Origin of the sequence: Paenibacillus hubeiensis, assembly GCF_032334105.1 — a bacterium.
Classification (GTDB): domain Bacteria; phylum Bacillota; class Bacilli; order Paenibacillales; family Paenibacillaceae; genus Paenibacillus; species Paenibacillus hubeiensis.
The window spans coordinates 163,488-180,643 of the sequence record NZ_JAVYAE020000001.1 but is presented as its reverse complement, the minus strand read 5'-3'; the positions used below and the strand labels follow the sequence as shown (position 1 = coordinate 180,643).

Here is a 17,156-nt window from a genome sequence, read left to right as displayed (position 1 = left end):
AAATGACGCAACCCGATCATTCAATCGACCCGATTATGCTTGAATTTCCCGAACGTTTCGAAACGGAGCGGCTGATCATTCGTGCTTCGCAATGGGGAGACGGCCGGATGGTGAACGAAGCCGTCCACGAAAGCGCCGACCAGTTGGCGCCATGGCTGCCTTTTGCCAGAACGCTCCCCACGCTCGAACAATCCGAGATCCGCGCTCGCAAAAACAGGTTGAACTTTATGGAACGCACCGATATGGTCCTTTATTTGCTGGACAAGGAGACCGGCGAATTCGTGGGCAGCAGCGGTTTGCATCGCATGAACTGGGAAGCCCGTTCCTTCGAAATCGGTTACTGGATCAGAACGTCGCGTTCCGGACAAGGATTAATGGGCGAAGCCGTTAGAGGCATCGAGCAGTTTGCCATTCGGCACCTGGACGCCAATCGCCTTGAAATCCGCTGCGATGCCCGCAATCGAAAGAGCGCCAAAGTCGCCGAACGGGCCGGATACACGCTGGAGGGCATTTTGCGGAGAACCGGACGCGATCCGGACGGCGTGCTGGTGGACACGATGGTTTTTGCCAAAGTAAGAGGTGTCGAATTCAACTGATTCCCAATCCAATGGGGGAGGAAACGTTTTGAGGCTGATCGGGCAGGGAAGAACCGCGGATATATTTGAATATTCGCCAGGGGAGATCATGAAGCTGCACCATGCGGATTTCCCGGAGGCTGTCGTGCGGCACGAGTTTCGGATCACGGAGATGGTCGGCAGCAAAGGTTTGCACATCCCCGAGGCTCGCTTATTACATAAAGAAGGAAACCGTCTTGGCATCGTTTTTGAACGGATCGAAGGGCAAACGCTGCTTGCTATGCTGCTCGGACAGATCCTATCTGCGGAGGAGACGGCCAGAATGATGGCGGAATGCCATTACGGGCTGCATATGCAGAAGGATGAAGAACGGGCCCTGCCTGGGCAAAAACATATTTTAGAACAGGCGATGATGCGTGTGCCCATGCTTGGGGAATCGGAAAAACAAAAGGTGCTGGCCGATCTTCGGGCGCTGCCGGAGCACAGCCAAATCTGCCACGGCGATTTTCATCCGGACAACGTCATGTTGGAACGGGTCGGCGGGCGCTGCCGGGTCATCGACTGGATGACAGGCATGTCCGGGGACCGGCAGGGGATGTGGCGCGGACATGGGTCATATTGAAGAGCGCCAGCCTGCCGGAACAGGCGGCTGCAGAGCTGCATCAGGCGTTCGAGACGGCGCGCAGCCTGCTGCTGGACGGCTATATTGAGCATTACTTACGTTTGTCCGGCATGACATGGGAGCAGCTGGAAGCTTGGATTTTACCTGTTGCCGCCGCGCGGCTGGACGAAAATTTGCCGGAAGGGGAAGCAAGGCATGTGCTGCGTTTCGTGAGGGAGCGTCTGGCGTCCCATTGAACCTGGATGGTCATGTAAGAATTGGAATAGGTGAATGAGGTGGATGCCGTGTTAAAAGCGTTGAAGGCGATTCAAACTTGGAAATCGGGGGACCTGTCTGTAGCGGGACAGTCTCCGTCGTGGCTGCAATTATTGTTGGCCGCCGAAAGGCCGAACATCAATCTGGAGCGTGTCCGTGCCATCGCCGAGCTCGAAACGAATAATCCGGTGCTCGACTATGTGGAGCGAACGCTTCAGGTACTGGACGGTTTGCACGTTTCCTTTTGGGTACGCGAGATCGTGGAGGAAGTGCTGGCCTGGTCCGAAACGGCGAAGGCAGGAACATTGCAGCAGCGCAGGATGTGGCTGTCCGAAGGCATCAATTTGTTTGTGCACAACATCGGTTCCGCCCAACTGTACGTTCGGTATGCCGCAGCGTCAAACTCCGGTTCTGCGGTTCTGCGCGAAAATGAGGATGGGGGCACATACGCCGGAGTTCCGGGCGATTCATCGATCCGGGGAACTTCGGGTTCTTCAGCCCAGCATGAACAAGGAGACGATGTCCCGGCATTGTCGCCAAGGCAGGAAATGGTTCGCACGCTGATCGCGACGCATGGTTTGATCGGGCAGTACATCCGCGGGGAAATTCCGTTTGCCGAGAACCTTCCGGTACGTCGACTGTTTGCGGCAGGATGGGTGGACAAAGACGAACTCAGGACACTGCTGCTGGCGCTGAATGAATGCGTGATTGCGGGTGTCGATCCACAGCTTTGGCAGGACGTGCAATCCGAGGTGCGACGTATTGTCGGCTGGATCATCGAAGAGCCTGAACGCCATGAATGGACCTTGAAGGAACGGCTGTCCCGGCTCAGAAGCGCCTCCGTCAAACAGGGCGAACCGCTGGACGAGGCTTATGCACGATTGGAAAAGTCGCTGGACGTCGAGATGGAACTGGCGCCGCTCGCGGATCGCACGTTATGGTACGTGGAGGCAGCTTTGCAGCACTTTTCCTTCAATGAAATGGTGCAGATTTTCCGGCTCGCCCTGAAGGACCTGGAAATGCACGAGCCTGACGGCGGCAGGACGGCTGGACGCGTGCGTCATATCAGCTTCGAACCCCTGATGAACACGATGTATTATGACCACAAAGGTGCCAAAAAGCTGAATGTGTACAAAAAGCGCATGATTGAAAAGTATTTGGAGCAGTGGTCCTGGGAGCAGATGGCATCAGGGGAGGCCATAGATTATCCGCATTTGACCCATCGCGTGCAGCGATACGAGGACGTGCCGGATACGGCGTTCGTGACGTTCGAATTTTCGCCGGCTGCGGAGAAGCTGATCGCTTTCTGCATCGAAGCCGAGAAATCGCCGCTGTACGAACGGGCCGTGCTGATGCTGTTTGATTTGTTCGGCTTAAGGCGCGATGCTTACGACCGTTTCCATAACGAAGAAGCATATCTGGCCGACATGAACGGCTCGGGGGATTACAAAAAAGTGCTGCTGGACTATATCGCGGGCCGGCGGGTGCTGGACATCGGGCCCGGCGGAGGCGTGCTGTTGGATTTGATCGAGCAGGAGAAGCCGGATGTAGAGCCGATCGGCATCGATATTTCAGCCAATGTAATCGAAGCGCTTGAACGCAAGAAACAGCGCGAAGGCCGCCGCTGGCAAGTGATGAAGGGAGATGCTCTGCAGCTGGATCAATACGTGCAGCCTGGCACGGTGGATACGGTCATTTTTTCATCCATATTGCATGAGCTCTACTCCTATATTGAACACGAGGGCAGACGATTCAACCCGAATACGGTGGCGGCAGCGCTCCGGAGCGCCTTTGACGTGCTGACTCCGGGGGGCCGGATTCTGATTCGCGACGGCATCATGACGGAACCTGAAACGCAGAAACGGCGCATCCGTTTCATGGAGCCGGACGGGATGCAGTGGCTGGAGCGGTATGCTGCCGATTTTCAGGGAAGGTCCATTGCATTCGACCGGATATCCGATAACGAAGCGGTGCTCAACGTGAATGATGCGATGGAATTTCTGTATACGTACACCTGGGGGCCGGATGCTTACGTCCATGAAATCCAGGAGCAATTCGGCATATTTACTCCGTCCGCCTACGAACGCTGCATCAAAGAAACGCTTGGCGACCAGGCAGACATTATCCTGTTGAAACACTTTTTGCAGAAAGGGTATACGGAAGCGCTGAGCGATCGCATTGTTTTCATGGACGAGGACGGTATGCCTGCTTCGCTGCCGGACAGTACCTGCTTGATCGTGATCGAGAAGAAGGAGCGTGCAGAGTCGTGAACCCAAATAAGGAAGCATTCAACACAACGTTATATTTTGTCCGGCACGCGGAGTCGGTCTATGTGGAAGGGCAAGAGCGGGAACGCGGGCTCACGGAACGTGGCATGCTGGATGCGGCGAAGATTGCCGATGTGTTGGTCCAGGAGCGAATCCGCTGGTTTTATTCCAGTCCTTATCGGCGTGCGGTGGATACCTTGCGGGTACTGGCCGGCCATTGCGGATGCGAAATCACGATGGAAGAAGATTTGCGGGAGCGAAAGCTGTCGGGAAAGGATTTGGGGAAAGAAAACTTTCGGGAAGCCAAGCAGAGGGTGTTTCTTGATCCCGAATTTGCTTTCCCGGGCGGCGAATCGAGCGTGGAAGCAGGCAAGCGTGCCGTGGCCGTGCTGGAACGGATCTTGCAACAGCATGCGGGAGAAAAGGTGGCCATCGGCACGCACGGGGATATCATGACCCTGATGCTTAACCATTACGATCCCGCCTACGGCTATGAGTTTTGGGAAAGCACCTCCATGCCGGACATATATAAGCTGGAAATGGATGCGGAACGTCGGTTGGTTGGCATCGAACGGTTGTGGGTGAGCTCATGAACATTACGTTTATGCAGGATCGGTATTTCATTGAAGGGCTTCAGGTGTTGGATCTGCAGCGGCAGAAGTATTGCATTTTTGATTTGGAAGGCACGGGCATACGCCCGGAAACGGAAAGCATTACTCAGTTTGGAGCGCTTCATCTGGAGTTGGGGTCGACGGAGCAAGCGGAGTTTACCTCCCTTGTTCGGGCAACGAAGCCCATTCCGGATGCTGTCGCCCGATTGACCGGCATTTCTAATGAGGACATGTGCGGCGCTCCCGGGTATAAGGACGTTTTTCCGTCCTTTTTGCATTTTGTTGGTGATCGAGTGCTGGTTACTCAGGCAGGATATGAGTATGATGTGCCGATGCTAAGACGCCATTGCGCAATGAATGGCTTGCCGATGATGACGAACAAGGTGCTGGATACCAAAGCATTGTTTACCTACATTCATCCGGAGATCGATGCTGTTGTTTCCACTGATTTTCTGGTGAGTTACTACGGCATCGACACGGCGGGTTTGCAGCGGCATGAGGCATTAGCGGATTGCCGCTTGATCGCCCGCATTTTCGAACAGGTGATGACGGAATACGAGCAAATGGGGAAAATGCATTTTATCGCCGATCCGAATGTTTCCATGAGGAGATTTGTTATACCGGCTATGTATCAAGCAGAGGGGAAAGAAGGGGTTGACCTTGAGTAAGGCAGAAGCTGAACGTTTTTTGTCCAAGCTGAAAGAAGGTACAGTGATTACGGAACAGACCTTTGCAGAACTGGATGTGGACGATTATTTGGCAGAGAGGGAGGACGATGAGTTCTCCGGACAGTGGATGCAGGCGTTCGAGCGTGTGCAGGGGAGCGGCACCGAGGCAGAAGCTGAGGATATTCGTTCCGGTCGGGAGATGGCGTTTAAACAGGTATTTTCGCTGACAGGTGATCCTGATTTGGCGGGTTACGTGAGCGATGACATCGGTTTGATCTGTACGGCGCTTGCGGGGGACGAGGTGCATGACGGCTTTGTGCACACGTTGCAGGAAAGCTATTTGAGTGGCAGATTGCCTTTGAGGTAAAGGGGGGGCTTGTCTTTCTGTACATGTCGGATGCTCGTTTGTATAAAAAAATGGCTGCATCTGTGCATTGAGACCATGCCTGAGATGCCGTAAAATTCACCTTAGCGACAAATGAGAATGATAATCATTATGATAGAGACATTCTCAGGTCACATACTACAAAGATTACATAGGGGTGAAGGGGATCATGGCAAGACCAGGCAAAGGATTAAAAGGGTGGTTGATTTTGGCGCTGCTGCTGACGACCGTTATTGCAGGTTGTGGAGCAAAGGCCGAACCAACCGCGCAGCAGAATACAACGGCAGAACAGAACACGACGACGGAAAATACGGCTTCAGAACCACAAGCGGCAGCAGTGAATGAGCCAGAGACTCGGGTAGTAAAAGATGAGTTCGGAGAGGTCACCATCCCGACGAAGCCACAGCGAATTGCAGGCATTTACGTGGAAGATTACTTGAAGGCATTGGGAATTACGCCAGTGATCCAGTGGTACCATCCGAATTGGGGAATCCAGGAATACCTCAATCTGGACGTTCCCCAGTTTGACATCACGGGTAACATGGAAGTGCTGCTGGAGTATGACCCGGACCTGATCATCGTAGATGGAGGGGTAAATGCCGAGCAATATGAGATGTACTCTAAAGTGGCGCCTACCTACCGTTTGCCGGAACGTGTGCTGCAGGATTCCAAACAGATTTTGACGACGATTGCGGACGTTGTTGGACAGCCCGAGAAGGGAGCCGAGGTGCTGGCGCAGTTCGAGAATAAAATCGAAGATGCCAAAACGAAGTTGAAAGAAACGATCGGGGACGAGACGGTTGCGGTTGTACGCCTGGATGTACAAGATAAAGGGCTGGCACTCTTTGGCGTGAAGAACCGGTACACCGGGTTTATCTATTCCGATCTTGGATTGAAGCCGCATCCGCTGGCAGCGAATATGGAAGAATATCAACAGGTGATTTCCGAAGAAGCAATTCCAGATCTGGATGCCGACCACATTATTATTTTCCCTTCCAACGGGCACTGGAACTCGCCGGAAAACCAGGAAGCGCTCAAGATGCTGGACAATAAGTTGTGGAAAAACCTGCCGTCTGTCAAAAATAACCATGTGTACATGATGGAGAGATCACACTGGCAATCCGGGGCCGTGACGGCCAACTCGATGAAAATGGACGATTTGCTGCAAAAAATGATGCCGTAATTACGGATCATCAAAAAGAAAGTTCTTCAACGAGGGTTGAAGAGCTTTCTTTTTTCGTTTACACTCATTTAAATGATAACAATTCTCAATTGAGGGCGATGAAATATGAGTTTTACCATGGAACAACGATTGCCCGAGCCTTGGCTCTGCTTACTGGAGCATTTGCAGGAAGTGGACCACGGGCAAGACGAACTAGGCTTCTGCATGAAATACGATGTACTGAATGCACATCAGTTATTTGTGATTACTGCAGGCGAGGGAGAGGCCGTCTGCCCCGATCGATCTTGGAAGCTAAAAAAAGGCGTAATCCTGCTGGTTCCGGAAGGAATAACGATTATGATGGAATCGTCGCGAAAACCGAGGCAGAAGCTTCAATATTTCAAGCTGGATCTGGCACGATCCGGTCAAGCGAGAAAGTCGGAGGCATTCGTTCCTTCGCCGGGCTCCCGTTCAGGAGTCGATGCCGTGACAGAATTGTATTATAGTCCGTGGAGTTCTTGCATCCGTGCTTTGGAACAAATGCTTGGCAGGCAACAAACGTCTGACTCGTGGATGGCACGTTGGGAACAACAGCTTGCGTTCCAGAATTGGTTCAGCATGCTGATCAAATATAACGAATCATCCCACGAACAACCGGACAGCCGCAGGCGAATCCAGACATCCGTACGTTATATCCACGAGCACTTTGACCAACCTATGACGGTGGATGAACTTGCCGGCAGCATTCAGCTTAACCGCGCCAGCTATACTCGGCAATTCAAGGAAGCGACGGGTCAACTGCCGCTGGACTATGTGAACGAAATTCGGCTGGAGCGGTCCAAACAGCTGCTGCAGATGACGGATGACCGTCTGCATGACATCGCGCAGAACGTCGGTTTCAGCAATGAATACTACTTTAGTCGCCGCTTCAAACAATATACGGGGGTTTCTCCGGGCGTGTACAGGCGACATCAGCGCCAGGACGTTCGCGTGTTTGCGCCATTTCTGGAGGACTTCGTGCTGGCGCTCGGGATCACTCCCGTGATGCAGTATTCGCATCAAATATGGGGCAAACAAGGTTATCTGGAACTGCATCATGTGCCCGAATTTGACGTAACCAGCCAGGATGCCAAGCTGGATGAACATGAACTACCGGATTTCATTATGTTGGACGATGGTCATGTTCGTTGGAACCTGGAACGTTTGGAGCGGCTCGCACCGACATATTACTTGAAACATCAGGGAGAGGACTGGCGCGGTATCCTGAAATCAACAGCCGATGTTCTGGGTAAGGGCAATCGTATTCAGGAAGTCATTGGTACATACGAAGAGAAGGCATATGAAGCGAAAACAAGACTGCAACGGAAAATAAAAAGTCAAACCGTGGCCTTCCTGCGTATTTCGGCAACGACCATTGCCCTTTATGGTGCAAACAACGGGTATGTGGGGCCGATTATGTTTCAAGATCTTGGTCTTAAACCGGATTCATGCGTTAGCCAATGGGCCGGACAGCAGCGCCGAATTAACATTGAGCTGGAACAACTACCCGGTTTGAATGCTGATCATCTTTTCGTGACGTTTGACGGGGAAAAATCGACGTTCCCTGGCGAAGAGCGGGGAATCATGGACAGCAGGGAGTGGAGCCAGCTTAAAGCCGTTAGAAACGGCTGCATATACGAGGTCGATTTCTTGACATGGATGAATTACGGAATCCTTTCGCATGGCAAAAAAATTGACGATATACTGCGATATTTGGGATGAGTGCTGCGCAGGGCGGATCTCCCATAATACCGATGAACGATATCAGCAAATCCTTCTGATCCCAGCAAGCTCATTCGGGACCAATCAGAAGGTTTTTTCATATTTTGAGCCGGCGCAGGGAAAGACCGAATATTGCCAAAGAACAGTCCTTGAGCCGGAGAGTGCGACATACGATAAGAGAAGGTGTGATCATCTACCAAGCACCTTGTCTAAAGTACAGCCATGATGTCAATGGCAGATGGGAGAGCGGCAATGACGAAACGGATCATTCTGCTGGAAGAAGGTACGGCAGCGTTAAAAGAGCTAATGGGCCCGAAGGCGGCGGGACTCGCAGACATGGTACAGGCAGGTTGGCCCGTTCCCGCAGGCTTCGTAGTGGCGGCGTCTGGTTTCGGGCAGGCGTGCGCTCACTCGGGGCAACCGTCCTGCGACAAGGACGATGAACTTGCTGACGCCATACGTTACCTGGAGCAGCGCTCCGGTAAAAGGTTTGGTCATGCTGCCAATCCACTTCTGCTCGCCGTAAGGTCAGGGGGGACGCTAAACGGCCAAACGACGCCTGCCCCGCTGCTGCATATCGGGCTGAACGACTCGACGGTTGAAGGGCTGGCCAAAGCGGCAAACCATCGAATGTATGCGCTTCAATGTTACCGGAATGCGCTGCTGCAGTACGGAAGAACGGTGCGAGGCATCATGGACAAAAGGTTTGAAGAAGAAGCAGGCAGCGATGTCATGCAGGATGAGGCTGAGCTGGAACGGAGCATTGCACGATGCAAAACGTGGATTGAAACGCTGGGAGGAACGCCTTTTCCCCAAAGTCCGGAGGTGCAGCTGGAGGAAGCGCTGCATGCGATGCAAAAATTCGTGCAGGAATCAGCAGATCGTTTGGCAAATGGTGGGGACCAGGCTTTTCCTGATCCTTTCAACAAGAAAAATCCTGCTCTGATTCAAGCCATGGTTTATGACGGACTGGACGTACAGAGCGGCAGAGGCATGCTGTTTATAAACCAACCGGATCCAGGACGGAAAGAAATGCAGGGATTCTATCTGGCGTCGGACGCCGATCGATCGGCAAGTACGGCATTGGAGGAGTTGTGCGGGACAAAACCGGACGTATACCGGATGCTGCTGGAGATGCGCAGCGAGCTGGAGCAGGGAGGCGAGTCCGGGCAAGCGGTCGAGTTCGTCGTAGAATCAGGTCAGCTTCATGTGCTGCAAAAGAGCCGAGTTGACGACGCCAATGACGCTTTGGTGAAAATGCTGGTTGAAATGGTTAAACAGGGAAGCATGACAAAGGACGCAGCCCTTCGGTGCGTCAATTCTGTTCAAACGGCGGAAATGCGTAATCGCAACGATACCATCGGGAATATTTCACTTTTCCTGAATCCGAATTGGCGGATCATGCTGGGTTGGGCTGATGAAATAAGGGAACAAGCGGTGTTTGCGCATATCCGGCACCCGGGCGAAGCCAGGCTGGCCAGAGAGTATGGCGCCGACGGGGCCTTTTGCCGGATCGAAGATTGTCTCCGATCACCGATGAGATGGCCATATGCGCAGAAATGGATACAAGCGAACGGCATACCGGATCGCAGACAGGGCATGTGGCGGTTGCTGCCGATGCTGCAGGCCGATCTGGAACAGGTATTGGAACCGATGAACGGTTGCCCTGTCGCGATTCAATTGCTGGATAGAAGGTGGATCGAGCAACAAATATTCAACCTGGAGAGCGTCAGCGAGCGTGATGAACAGGGGCGGACTTCGAATGTGCCGGCCGTGGACGAGGAATGGTTCCGCGAATGGACGGATATGCAGCTGGAAGCGGTTTTCCGCGCCGCATTAAAGATCATACGCGAGAATTGGCGGGCCAGGCCGGAAATCTTGCTCATGTTCGCGAATCATCATGAAGAAATCCAGGCTATGGCGGAACTGGCTGATGATGTCGCCGAACAGATTCTGGGTATGGAGAAGCGCCACTGCCGATACCGGCTTGGTCATGGCCCGGAGCATGCATCCCAAACCGCCGGCTCGGAAAAACGATCAAACCTGTATTATGGATTGGGCCTGGATTACGACCGGCGGAACGAAACGAATGTTGTAAATAGTCCGGTGGAGCAGCTGCCCTTTACCCGGATCGCGGCTGCCCAAATCACCTTGGCAGAAGAGGCCGCGAAACGATTGTATTCAAACGGTAATATAACGACAACGGCGTAGCAAACGCAGATCGATTTGCTGGATGGAAGTCTCAGCACGACTTCATGGAATAGAGGTCGCGAAACTGTTATACTGGAATATGCGTTATGTAAAATGAACGTAAAATTTCAGATAAGGGTTGAAAGCGACCATGTTTACATTCAAGAGCGAACGGAACTCTTCACGGCTTTTATTTGCCGTATTATTTGTTCTGATGCTGCTGAAGCTGACGCTTCTGCGGTATTTCTTTTTCCAGGGTTTGTCCGGAGTAGGTTTGGTGACGGACGCCCTGGCTGCGCTGGCCTTGGTATGCGTCCTTGATCTCATTGTGCCGAAAAGGTGGAAATGGGTCGTATACGGCGGTTTTAACTTGTTGTTCTCTTTTTTATTATTCGCAGCCACGTTATATAACGTGCATTTCAGTTCCGTGCCGACGTATACGGCGCTGAGCGAATTGGGACAGGTGGCACAGGTGCGCGGCAGCATTGGACCGCTGGTGCGGCCTGCACACTTCCTGTTCTTCGCGGATATCGTGCTCGTGCTGCCGGTCTGGCTGCTGACGCGCCGCCGCCGTTCGGCCATGGGCTATGGCATCCGCAATACCGACGGACTCACGTTTGGCAGCAATCGAAAAAAATATTGGGGCAAGTTGGGCGTGGTCGTTACCGCCGCGTTCTGCATGGTGTTGTCCGGTACGTTTATCGTCAAGGGCGAATCGATCGACAATGAACTGGTGCGTGCGGAGAACCTTGGATTTTTGAATTATCAAGTCTCGTCGGCCATTCTGACCAGCAAGGAAAACGAAGCCATCGCGAATGGCAATATCCAGGATACGATTGCTCGCGTCAACGAATTGGTGAGCCGGTATGGATATCAGAATCCAACGAAACAAGGGCAGGCGATCCAACCGCGTTATTTCGGCCAGGCCAAAGGCAGTAACCTGATCGTGCTGCAGCTGGAATCGTTTCAGAACTTTCCGATCAATGCTTCTCTGGATGGCCAGGAACTCACGCCGGTCCTGAACGATTTGGCCAAAGAGAGCTATTATTTCAATCATTTCTTCCAGCAAATCGGTCAGGGCAACACGTCGGACGCAGAGTTCATGTCCAATACGTCGATCTATCCGACAGGGGTTGTTCCGATGTCCGCGGGATACAGCGACCGCGATCTGCCGTCTTTGCCGAAATTGTTGAGCAGCGAAGGCTATCAGTCCGAAACGTTCCACGTCAATGACGTATCGTTCTGGAACCGGAACAAGATGTACCCCGCACTGGGTTTTGACCGTTATTTCGACAGAGCCAGCTTCGAGAATGACCGGTTTAACGATTTTGGCGCATCCGACGAGGAACTGTACCGGGTTGGCGTCGAAAAAATGGTTGCCCATCAGACGGCTAATCAGCCGTTCTATGCGCAGTTTATTACAGCTTCAAGCCACTCGCCGTTCAAAATTCCGGAAGATCGCGCCCGGATCACGATTCCGGCTGCGATCACCAATACGCTGCTGCATGATTATTTGCAGGCGATCAATTACACCGACTATGCCGTCGGCCAACTGATCGAGCAGTTGAAGGCGAACGGTCTGTGGGACAATACAACATTGGTGATTTACGGCGATCACTTCGGTCTGCCTGCCGAGGAAGAGATCACGCAGCAGATCAGGGATAACTTGAACGTGCCTTATGACGGCAACGTGAGCCGATTCAACATCCCGCTCCTGATCCATACGCCGAAACAGGCCAAAGGCCAGGTGATCGAGCAACCGGGAGGCCAGCTTGATATTTTGCCGACCGTCATGAATCTGATGGGCGTCTCGCTATCGGAAGAAAAATTCACGGCATTTGGGCACGATCTGCTGAATATGGACCACAACGCTTTCGGGATTCGGTATTACCTGCCTACCGGCTCGTTCGTCAATAACGAGATTTTGTTCATCCCGGGTGCCGGCTTCGAGGACGGTACGGCGTATTCGCTCAAAACCTATGAGCCCGTAACCGATCTGGAGCCTTATCGTGCAGATTACGAGCATGTGCTTCAATTGATGAAATTGTCCGACGAGTACGTAAAACTGCTGCCGAAACGGGCACCGTAAATATAGCTCCTTCCATACAGGCTTTCGGAAGGAGCGCGGTTGAAAAATAACGCCACCCTGCGAAATGATGCATGCAGGATGGCGTTATTTTTTTAAATTTTGAAACTGTAATCAATAATGTTACAATGGAGGGAAGAGCAAAGACAGAGAGGATGGATCGACGACATGAAGCTTAGCGTATTGGAACACGGCCACATTAATGAAGGAAGAAGCGTACAGGATACGCTGCAGGAGACGGTGACCCTTGCAAAGCATGCGGAGGAGCTCGGATATTCCCGTTTCTGGATGTCAGAGCATCACGGCGGGGGAGCGCTCTCGTTTTCCAGCCCGGAAGTGATGATTGCGCACGTTGCCGCGCATACGGAGCGCATCCGGGTCGGATCGGGCGGGGTAATGCTGCCCCATTACAGCGCCTATAAAGTGGCCGAGAACTTCAGATTGCTGGAGGCGCTGCACCCCGGCAGAATCGACCTCGGCATCGGGCGCGCGCCGGGAGGCATGCCGCTTGCGAGCCGGGCTTTGAATGAAGGCAAGGCATCGAACGTACAATTTTTCCCGCAGCAGATCGCGGATCTGGGCGGATACTTCCATGAGCAATTGCCGGAGGACCACCGTTTTGCTTCGCTCGTGGCAGGTCCCTCCGTCCCAACCGTACCTGAGGTATGGCTGCTCGGTTCCAGCTCCGAGGGAGCCAGAATTGCGGCTGCCCAGGGAACGTCCTATGCATTTGCCCAATTTTTCGGCACGCCTGGCGGAGAAGAAGCCATGAAATACTATCGGAGGCACTTTAAACCGTCCATTCATGGAGATCAGCCCCACTCGATGATCGCCGTGGCGGCATTCTGTGCGGATACGGAAGAAGAGGCCGCCGAATTGGCGCGCAGCAACGAACTGTTTTTCCTGCGGCTTGGACGAGGGCTGGAGCAGCGTTCCTTTCCGTCGCTTGAAACGGTGCGCAGCTATCCGTATACGGCCATGGAGATGGAGCAGATTCGCCAGCGCCGCTCCTTTTCGATCATAGGCACGCCGGAACAAGTCAAGGAGAAAATTGAAGCGCTGGCGGAACGGCATGAAGCCGACGAAGTCATCATCGCCTCGGCCATTCATTCGTTCGAAGCGCGCTTGCGCTCATTTGCCTTGATTGCCGAAGCTTTTGGCCTCAAGAAGGAATAATGCCGACGAAGCGGGAATAAATACGATGAACCAGGCCGGAGTCTTGCCAGACGGGACTCCGGTTTTAATTTGGAAACATGTCTTCGTTTTCGGAACGAACTGCCATTGATGCATGAAGCAGCGGGATACGTGTTTGTGCATGCAGGCATAAATCCCGAGATCCAGGACCGAGGCAACCCGTGGACCATGTTGAAGATGACACGATTTGAATTGCGCAACCCGTGACGGTGTGCTAAGTTATATTTTTCAGCAGTATTGCAGGAAACGCTCGGAGAAGCGGTTCTGGCGTGCTTATACATACGATTTTTAAGGATAAGGGGATGGACGGACTGGCTATTTATAATTTGGATCATCTGCAGCATCATATATTGCTGTGCAACGGCGGTTCTTGCATGCGTAAAGGCGGAGAAGAGGTTACCCAGGCCGTGCGCGACGAGATTGCTAAGCAGCAGGCCGGCGAATTCATCCACACCACGCGAACGCGCTGCAACGGACGGTGCGATGATGCTTGCGTGACCATTGTGTACCCGCAGGGAGATTGGTACGGGAACATGACGCCCGAATCCGGCAGAGAGCTTGTACGTGCGCTGTGCAGCGGCGAACAATTGGACCGCCATCGGATCGCCAACGTCACAAAAACAGCAGTGAATTAGCACGGTTACTCCAACATTTTTTTTTGGAAAATGAGCATTTGAGAATGAATTGCATTGAATTCGTTGTAAAGGGATTGGAATGAACTCATATTGACGCTATAATCAGTAAAGGTATGATACCTTATAGAATATGGTTATAACGACAAACCATCATTGACGGAGGGCTATGAACATGGAAAAAGCGTTAATCTTCGGACATAAAAATCCGGATACGGATACGATCTGTTCTGCGATCGCTTATGCCGACCTGAAAACAAAATTGGGACAAAACGTCGAAGCGGTGCGCCTGGGAGAAGTAAATGGCGAAACGCAATACGCGCTTGATTTCTTCAAAGTGGATGCTCCGCGTTTGATTAGCACGGCTGCCAACGAAGTGAACAACGTAATCCTCGTCGACCACAACGAGCGCCAGCAAAGCGTTAGCGACATTGCGGACGTTACCGTGGTTGAGGTCATCGACCATCACCGCATCGCGAATTTCGAGACAAGCCAGCCGCTTTACTTCCGTGCAGAGCCTGTCGGTTGCACCGCAACCATCCTGAACAAGCTTTACAAGGAAAACGGCGTGGAAATCAGCGCGCCGATCGCCGGCCTGATGTTGTCCGCGATCATTTCCGACTCCCTGCTCTTCAAATCGCCGACTTGCACCGAGCAGGACGTTGCAGCAGCTCGCGAACTGGCAGCCATCGCTGGCGTGGATGCGGACAGCTACGGCCTGGATATGTTGAAAGCCGGCGCAGACCTGAGCCAAAAAACGATTGCCGAGCTGATCTCCCTAGATGCCAAAGAATTTTCGATGGGACAAGCCAAAGTCGAAATCGCTCAAGTCAATGCGGTTGACGTGAACGACGTGCTCGTGAAGCAGCCTGAGCTTCAAGCTGCGATCGAGGCGATCATTTCCAGCAAAGGGCTGGACCTGTTCGTATTTGTCGTAACGGATATTTTGAACAACGATTCTGTTGCCCTGGCATACGGTGCTTCCGCCCATGCTGTCGAGAAAGCATACAATGTCACGCTGAACGACAGTAAAGCGCTGCTGAAAGGCGTTGTATCCCGCAAATCGCAAATCGTACCGGTGCTGACCGAAGCATTCAACAACCTGTAATCGGATTCGGTACAAGCGCGATCTGTCGCGTATGTAAGCCTGCTCTGATCCTCAAAGGGTCAGGTCAGGCTTTTGTTTTCATTTCATGAATGATAAGGAGGCTGGACAGGCATGATCAAAAACGAAAAAATCAAAGCAACCGAAGTGGCGTTGACCGGGCTGAACGGAGAAGACCTTGGCATCGTATCCACCCGGGAAGCCCTCGCACTGGCTAAACAGCATAAAGTGGACCTTGTCTGCATGTCGCTGATGACAAGCCCCCCGCCTTGCCGGCTGATTGGAGCAGGCGCGGCCAGGCAGGAAGCTGAGCAAGAGAAGAAAAAGGCCGGGAAATCACCGGATAAACGCAAAGTAAAAGAGATCCGGCTCAATCTGCAGATGGAGGACCATGACCGGGACGTAAAACAGACGCAGGCGGAGCGGATTCTTAAAAATGGCGATTCGGTCAAACTGGTCATTCAAGTGAAAGGCGGAAAGGAAGGTACCGCCGGCAAGGAATGGGCAGAGCAGTTGTGCAAGTCATTGGCAGAGTTTGGCAGCCCGGCAACCGGCATTCAAGTCAGCGGCAAGCAGGTTGCCGTCCAGATCGACCCCCGAACGTAATGGGAGCGCATTGTGCAAGGCATAACGGATCAACCCCCGGAGGAAGCAGTCGTTTTGCTTTCCGGGGGTCTTTTTCAATATGAACTTGCATCACGTATGCTACACTCTCAAATAACGGCTTCTACCCACGCGTACGTACAGCTGCCCAGGCAAGACCGGGGTGGTTGCCTCCTGGGCGTTGTTCGACGGATTGCTTTTGGCAAAGCGCGAAAGGTACAGGAAATCCGGATAAATAATCATATCCATCAAATAGGCGGAGGTTCTGCTGCCGGGAACACGGTTCTGGTTCAAAATGTGAATGATGTCTTGGCCCGACGCGATGCCGATGCCATGTCCATAATACCAGTCCTCTCGAAGCATGATGGTATTTTCGCCTTGCCACTCTGGCGTTTCCGGAGAAACATCGGGATTTTTGAAGTATAATACGTCGCCGGGGAGAGCAAACTGCTTGCCGTTTTTTTCGGTCAACCGCAGGTCGCTGTCATAATGCCAGTCGAACAGGAGCAGATCGTGAAATAGCGAATTGAAAGCGTCCTCCCGTATGCTGCCCAGTACCCCGCCATAAAGGACGATGACGGCAGCGGTCGCGCATTCAAATCCGTACAAGTGGCCATTCTGCCAAATATCCCGAATACCGGCGGCAGGGGTCACGTTTGGTTTCAGCTCAAAACCACCTTGCCGGGTACGATTCCAAAACATCGGATTACATCGCGAATTTTCGAACGTGGAGAAGCTGGCGCCGCTGGCATTCAAGCCTTCTGCGGCTTCTACAAGGGAGGATCTGAGGTCCCATTCAAAGTGAAGATGCTCCATGGACTGATAAGCATAGACGTGGGGGCTGTCTTGGAGCTTCTGAAGCCAGTGCCATTGGAAATCCGTCCATTCCTGCCGATCCAGATGGATGGGCCGATTGGCTACGAGAATCATGCGCTTTAACCTCCTTCAATCCCGTAATGTCGATTCATGCAAAAAAAATGCCTTCTGCTCGTTTAAGGACAGCCAGGGATGGGGTACTACTCTATAGATGATGTTATGTT

General features: G+C 52.7%; 16 protein-coding genes. 15 read left to right on the top strand and 1 reads right to left on the bottom strand.

What is annotated here, in order from left to right; all coding sequences use genetic code 11:
- Positions 1-2 precede the first annotated feature (2 nt).
- From RSX24_RS00735 to infC, 15 genes are all read left to right on the top strand, one after another.
- Complete coding sequence (locus RSX24_RS00735) at positions 3-596, top strand: GNAT family N-acetyltransferase (RefSeq protein ID WP_236418608.1); 594 nt, start codon at positions 3-5, stop codon at positions 594-596.
- A 28-nt stretch (positions 597-624) separates the two neighbouring features.
- Complete coding sequence (locus RSX24_RS00730) at positions 625-1,197, top strand: phosphotransferase family protein (protein WP_343259409.1); 573 nt, start codon at positions 625-627, stop codon at positions 1,195-1,197.
- A complete protein-coding gene (locus RSX24_RS00725) occupies positions 1,173-1,433 on the top strand; it encodes a hypothetical protein (RefSeq protein ID WP_343259408.1) in 261 nt (86 codons plus the stop codon). The genes RSX24_RS00730 and RSX24_RS00725 overlap by 25 nt, the downstream gene beginning before the upstream one ends.
- A 48-nt stretch (positions 1,434-1,481) precedes the next feature.
- The gene (locus RSX24_RS00720; protein ID WP_343259407.1) at positions 1,482-3,722 is read left to right on the top strand and encodes a class I SAM-dependent methyltransferase; all 2,241 of its coding nucleotides are present in this window, start codon (positions 1,482-1,484) and stop codon (positions 3,720-3,722) included.
- The gene (locus RSX24_RS00715) at positions 3,719-4,312 is read left to right on the top strand and encodes a histidine phosphatase family protein (RefSeq protein WP_339277733.1); all 594 of its coding nucleotides are present in this window, start codon (positions 3,719-3,721) and stop codon (positions 4,310-4,312) included. The genes RSX24_RS00720 and RSX24_RS00715 overlap by 4 nt, the downstream gene beginning before the upstream one ends.
- Positions 4,309-4,998: a 3'-5' exonuclease gene (locus RSX24_RS00710; RefSeq protein ID WP_343259406.1), complete on the top strand. Its 690-nt coding sequence runs from the start codon at positions 4,309-4,311 to the stop codon at positions 4,996-4,998. Before RSX24_RS00715 ends, RSX24_RS00710 begins: the two co-directional genes overlap by 4 nt.
- Positions 4,991-5,365 (top strand): immunity protein PIM1 family protein, encoded by a 375-nt coding sequence (locus RSX24_RS00705; protein WP_339277737.1) that lies wholly within the window; start codon positions 4,991-4,993, stop codon positions 5,363-5,365. The genes RSX24_RS00710 and RSX24_RS00705 overlap by 8 nt, the downstream gene beginning before the upstream one ends.
- Positions 5,366-5,552: 187 nt before the next feature.
- Positions 5,553-6,566: an ABC transporter substrate-binding protein gene (locus tag RSX24_RS00700; protein WP_339277738.1), complete on the top strand. Its 1,014-nt coding sequence runs from the start codon at positions 5,553-5,555 to the stop codon at positions 6,564-6,566.
- 105 nt (positions 6,567-6,671) lie between these two features.
- Positions 6,672-8,306 carry a helix-turn-helix domain-containing protein gene (locus tag RSX24_RS00695; protein ID WP_339277739.1) on the top strand — a complete coding sequence of 545 codons (1,635 nt, stop codon included), beginning with the start codon at positions 6,672-6,674 and terminating at the stop codon, positions 8,304-8,306.
- Between the two features lie 252 nt (positions 8,307-8,558).
- Positions 8,559-10,517: a hypothetical protein gene (locus RSX24_RS00690; protein WP_343259405.1), complete on the top strand. Its 1,959-nt coding sequence runs from the start codon at positions 8,559-8,561 to the stop codon at positions 10,515-10,517.
- A gap of 130 nt (positions 10,518-10,647) precedes the next feature.
- On the top strand, positions 10,648-12,585 hold the full coding sequence (locus RSX24_RS00685) for an LTA synthase family protein (RefSeq protein WP_343259404.1): 1,938 nt from the start codon (positions 10,648-10,650) through the stop codon (positions 12,583-12,585).
- A gap of 165 nt (positions 12,586-12,750) precedes the next feature.
- Positions 12,751-13,758 (top strand): LLM class flavin-dependent oxidoreductase, encoded by a 1,008-nt coding sequence (locus tag RSX24_RS00680; protein ID WP_339277743.1) that lies wholly within the window; start codon positions 12,751-12,753, stop codon positions 13,756-13,758.
- 329 nt (positions 13,759-14,087) lie between these two features.
- Positions 14,088-14,411, top strand: coding sequence for a (2Fe-2S) ferredoxin domain-containing protein (locus RSX24_RS00675; protein WP_236419627.1), 324 nt, complete (start codon positions 14,088-14,090; stop codon positions 14,409-14,411).
- Positions 14,412-14,583: 172 nt separating this feature from the next.
- The gene (locus tag RSX24_RS00670; protein ID WP_236418689.1) at positions 14,584-15,516 is read left to right on the top strand and encodes a manganese-dependent inorganic pyrophosphatase; all 933 of its coding nucleotides are present in this window, start codon (positions 14,584-14,586) and stop codon (positions 15,514-15,516) included.
- Between the two features lie 111 nt (positions 15,517-15,627).
- The gene (infC, locus tag RSX24_RS00665) at positions 15,628-16,119 is read left to right on the top strand and encodes a translation initiation factor IF-3 (protein WP_343259403.1); all 492 of its coding nucleotides are present in this window, start codon (positions 15,628-15,630) and stop codon (positions 16,117-16,119) included.
- A gap of 99 nt (positions 16,120-16,218) precedes the next feature.
- Here infC and tgl read toward each other — a convergent pair whose 3' ends face one another.
- A complete protein-coding gene (tgl, locus tag RSX24_RS00660) occupies positions 16,219-17,046 on the bottom strand; it encodes a spore coat transglutaminase TGL (RefSeq protein ID WP_236418702.1) in 828 nt (275 codons plus the stop codon).
- Between the last annotated feature and the right edge of the window lie 110 nt (positions 17,047-17,156).

Bases quoted from the DNA above. Each gene is read 5' to 3' on its own strand.
- RSX24_RS00700 (WP_339277738.1), top strand. From the start codon at position 5,553: ATGGCAAGACCAGGCAAAGGATTAAAAGGGTGGTTGATTTTGGCGCTG.
- infC (WP_343259403.1), top strand. From the start codon at position 15,628: ATGATCAAAAACGAAAAAATCAAAGCAACCGAAGTGGCGTTGACCGGG.
- RSX24_RS00710 (WP_343259406.1), top strand. From the start codon at position 4,309: ATGAACATTACGTTTATGCAGGATCGGTATTTCATTGAAGGGCTTCAG.
- RSX24_RS00735 (WP_236418608.1), top strand. From the start codon at position 3: ATGACGCAACCCGATCATTCAATCGACCCGATTATGCTTGAATTTCCC.
- RSX24_RS00685 (WP_343259404.1), top strand. From the start codon at position 10,648: ATGTTTACATTCAAGAGCGAACGGAACTCTTCACGGCTTTTATTTGCC.
- RSX24_RS00695 (WP_339277739.1), top strand. From the start codon at position 6,672: ATGAGTTTTACCATGGAACAACGATTGCCCGAGCCTTGGCTCTGCTTA.
- RSX24_RS00690 (WP_343259405.1), top strand. From the start codon at position 8,559: ATGACGAAACGGATCATTCTGCTGGAAGAAGGTACGGCAGCGTTAAAA.
- RSX24_RS00670 (WP_236418689.1), top strand. From the start codon at position 14,584: ATGGAAAAAGCGTTAATCTTCGGACATAAAAATCCGGATACGGATACG.
- tgl (WP_236418702.1), bottom strand. From the start codon at position 17,046: ATGATTCTCGTAGCCAATCGGCCCATCCATCTGGATCGGCAGGAATGG.
- RSX24_RS00680 (WP_339277743.1), top strand. From the start codon at position 12,751: ATGAAGCTTAGCGTATTGGAACACGGCCACATTAATGAAGGAAGAAGC.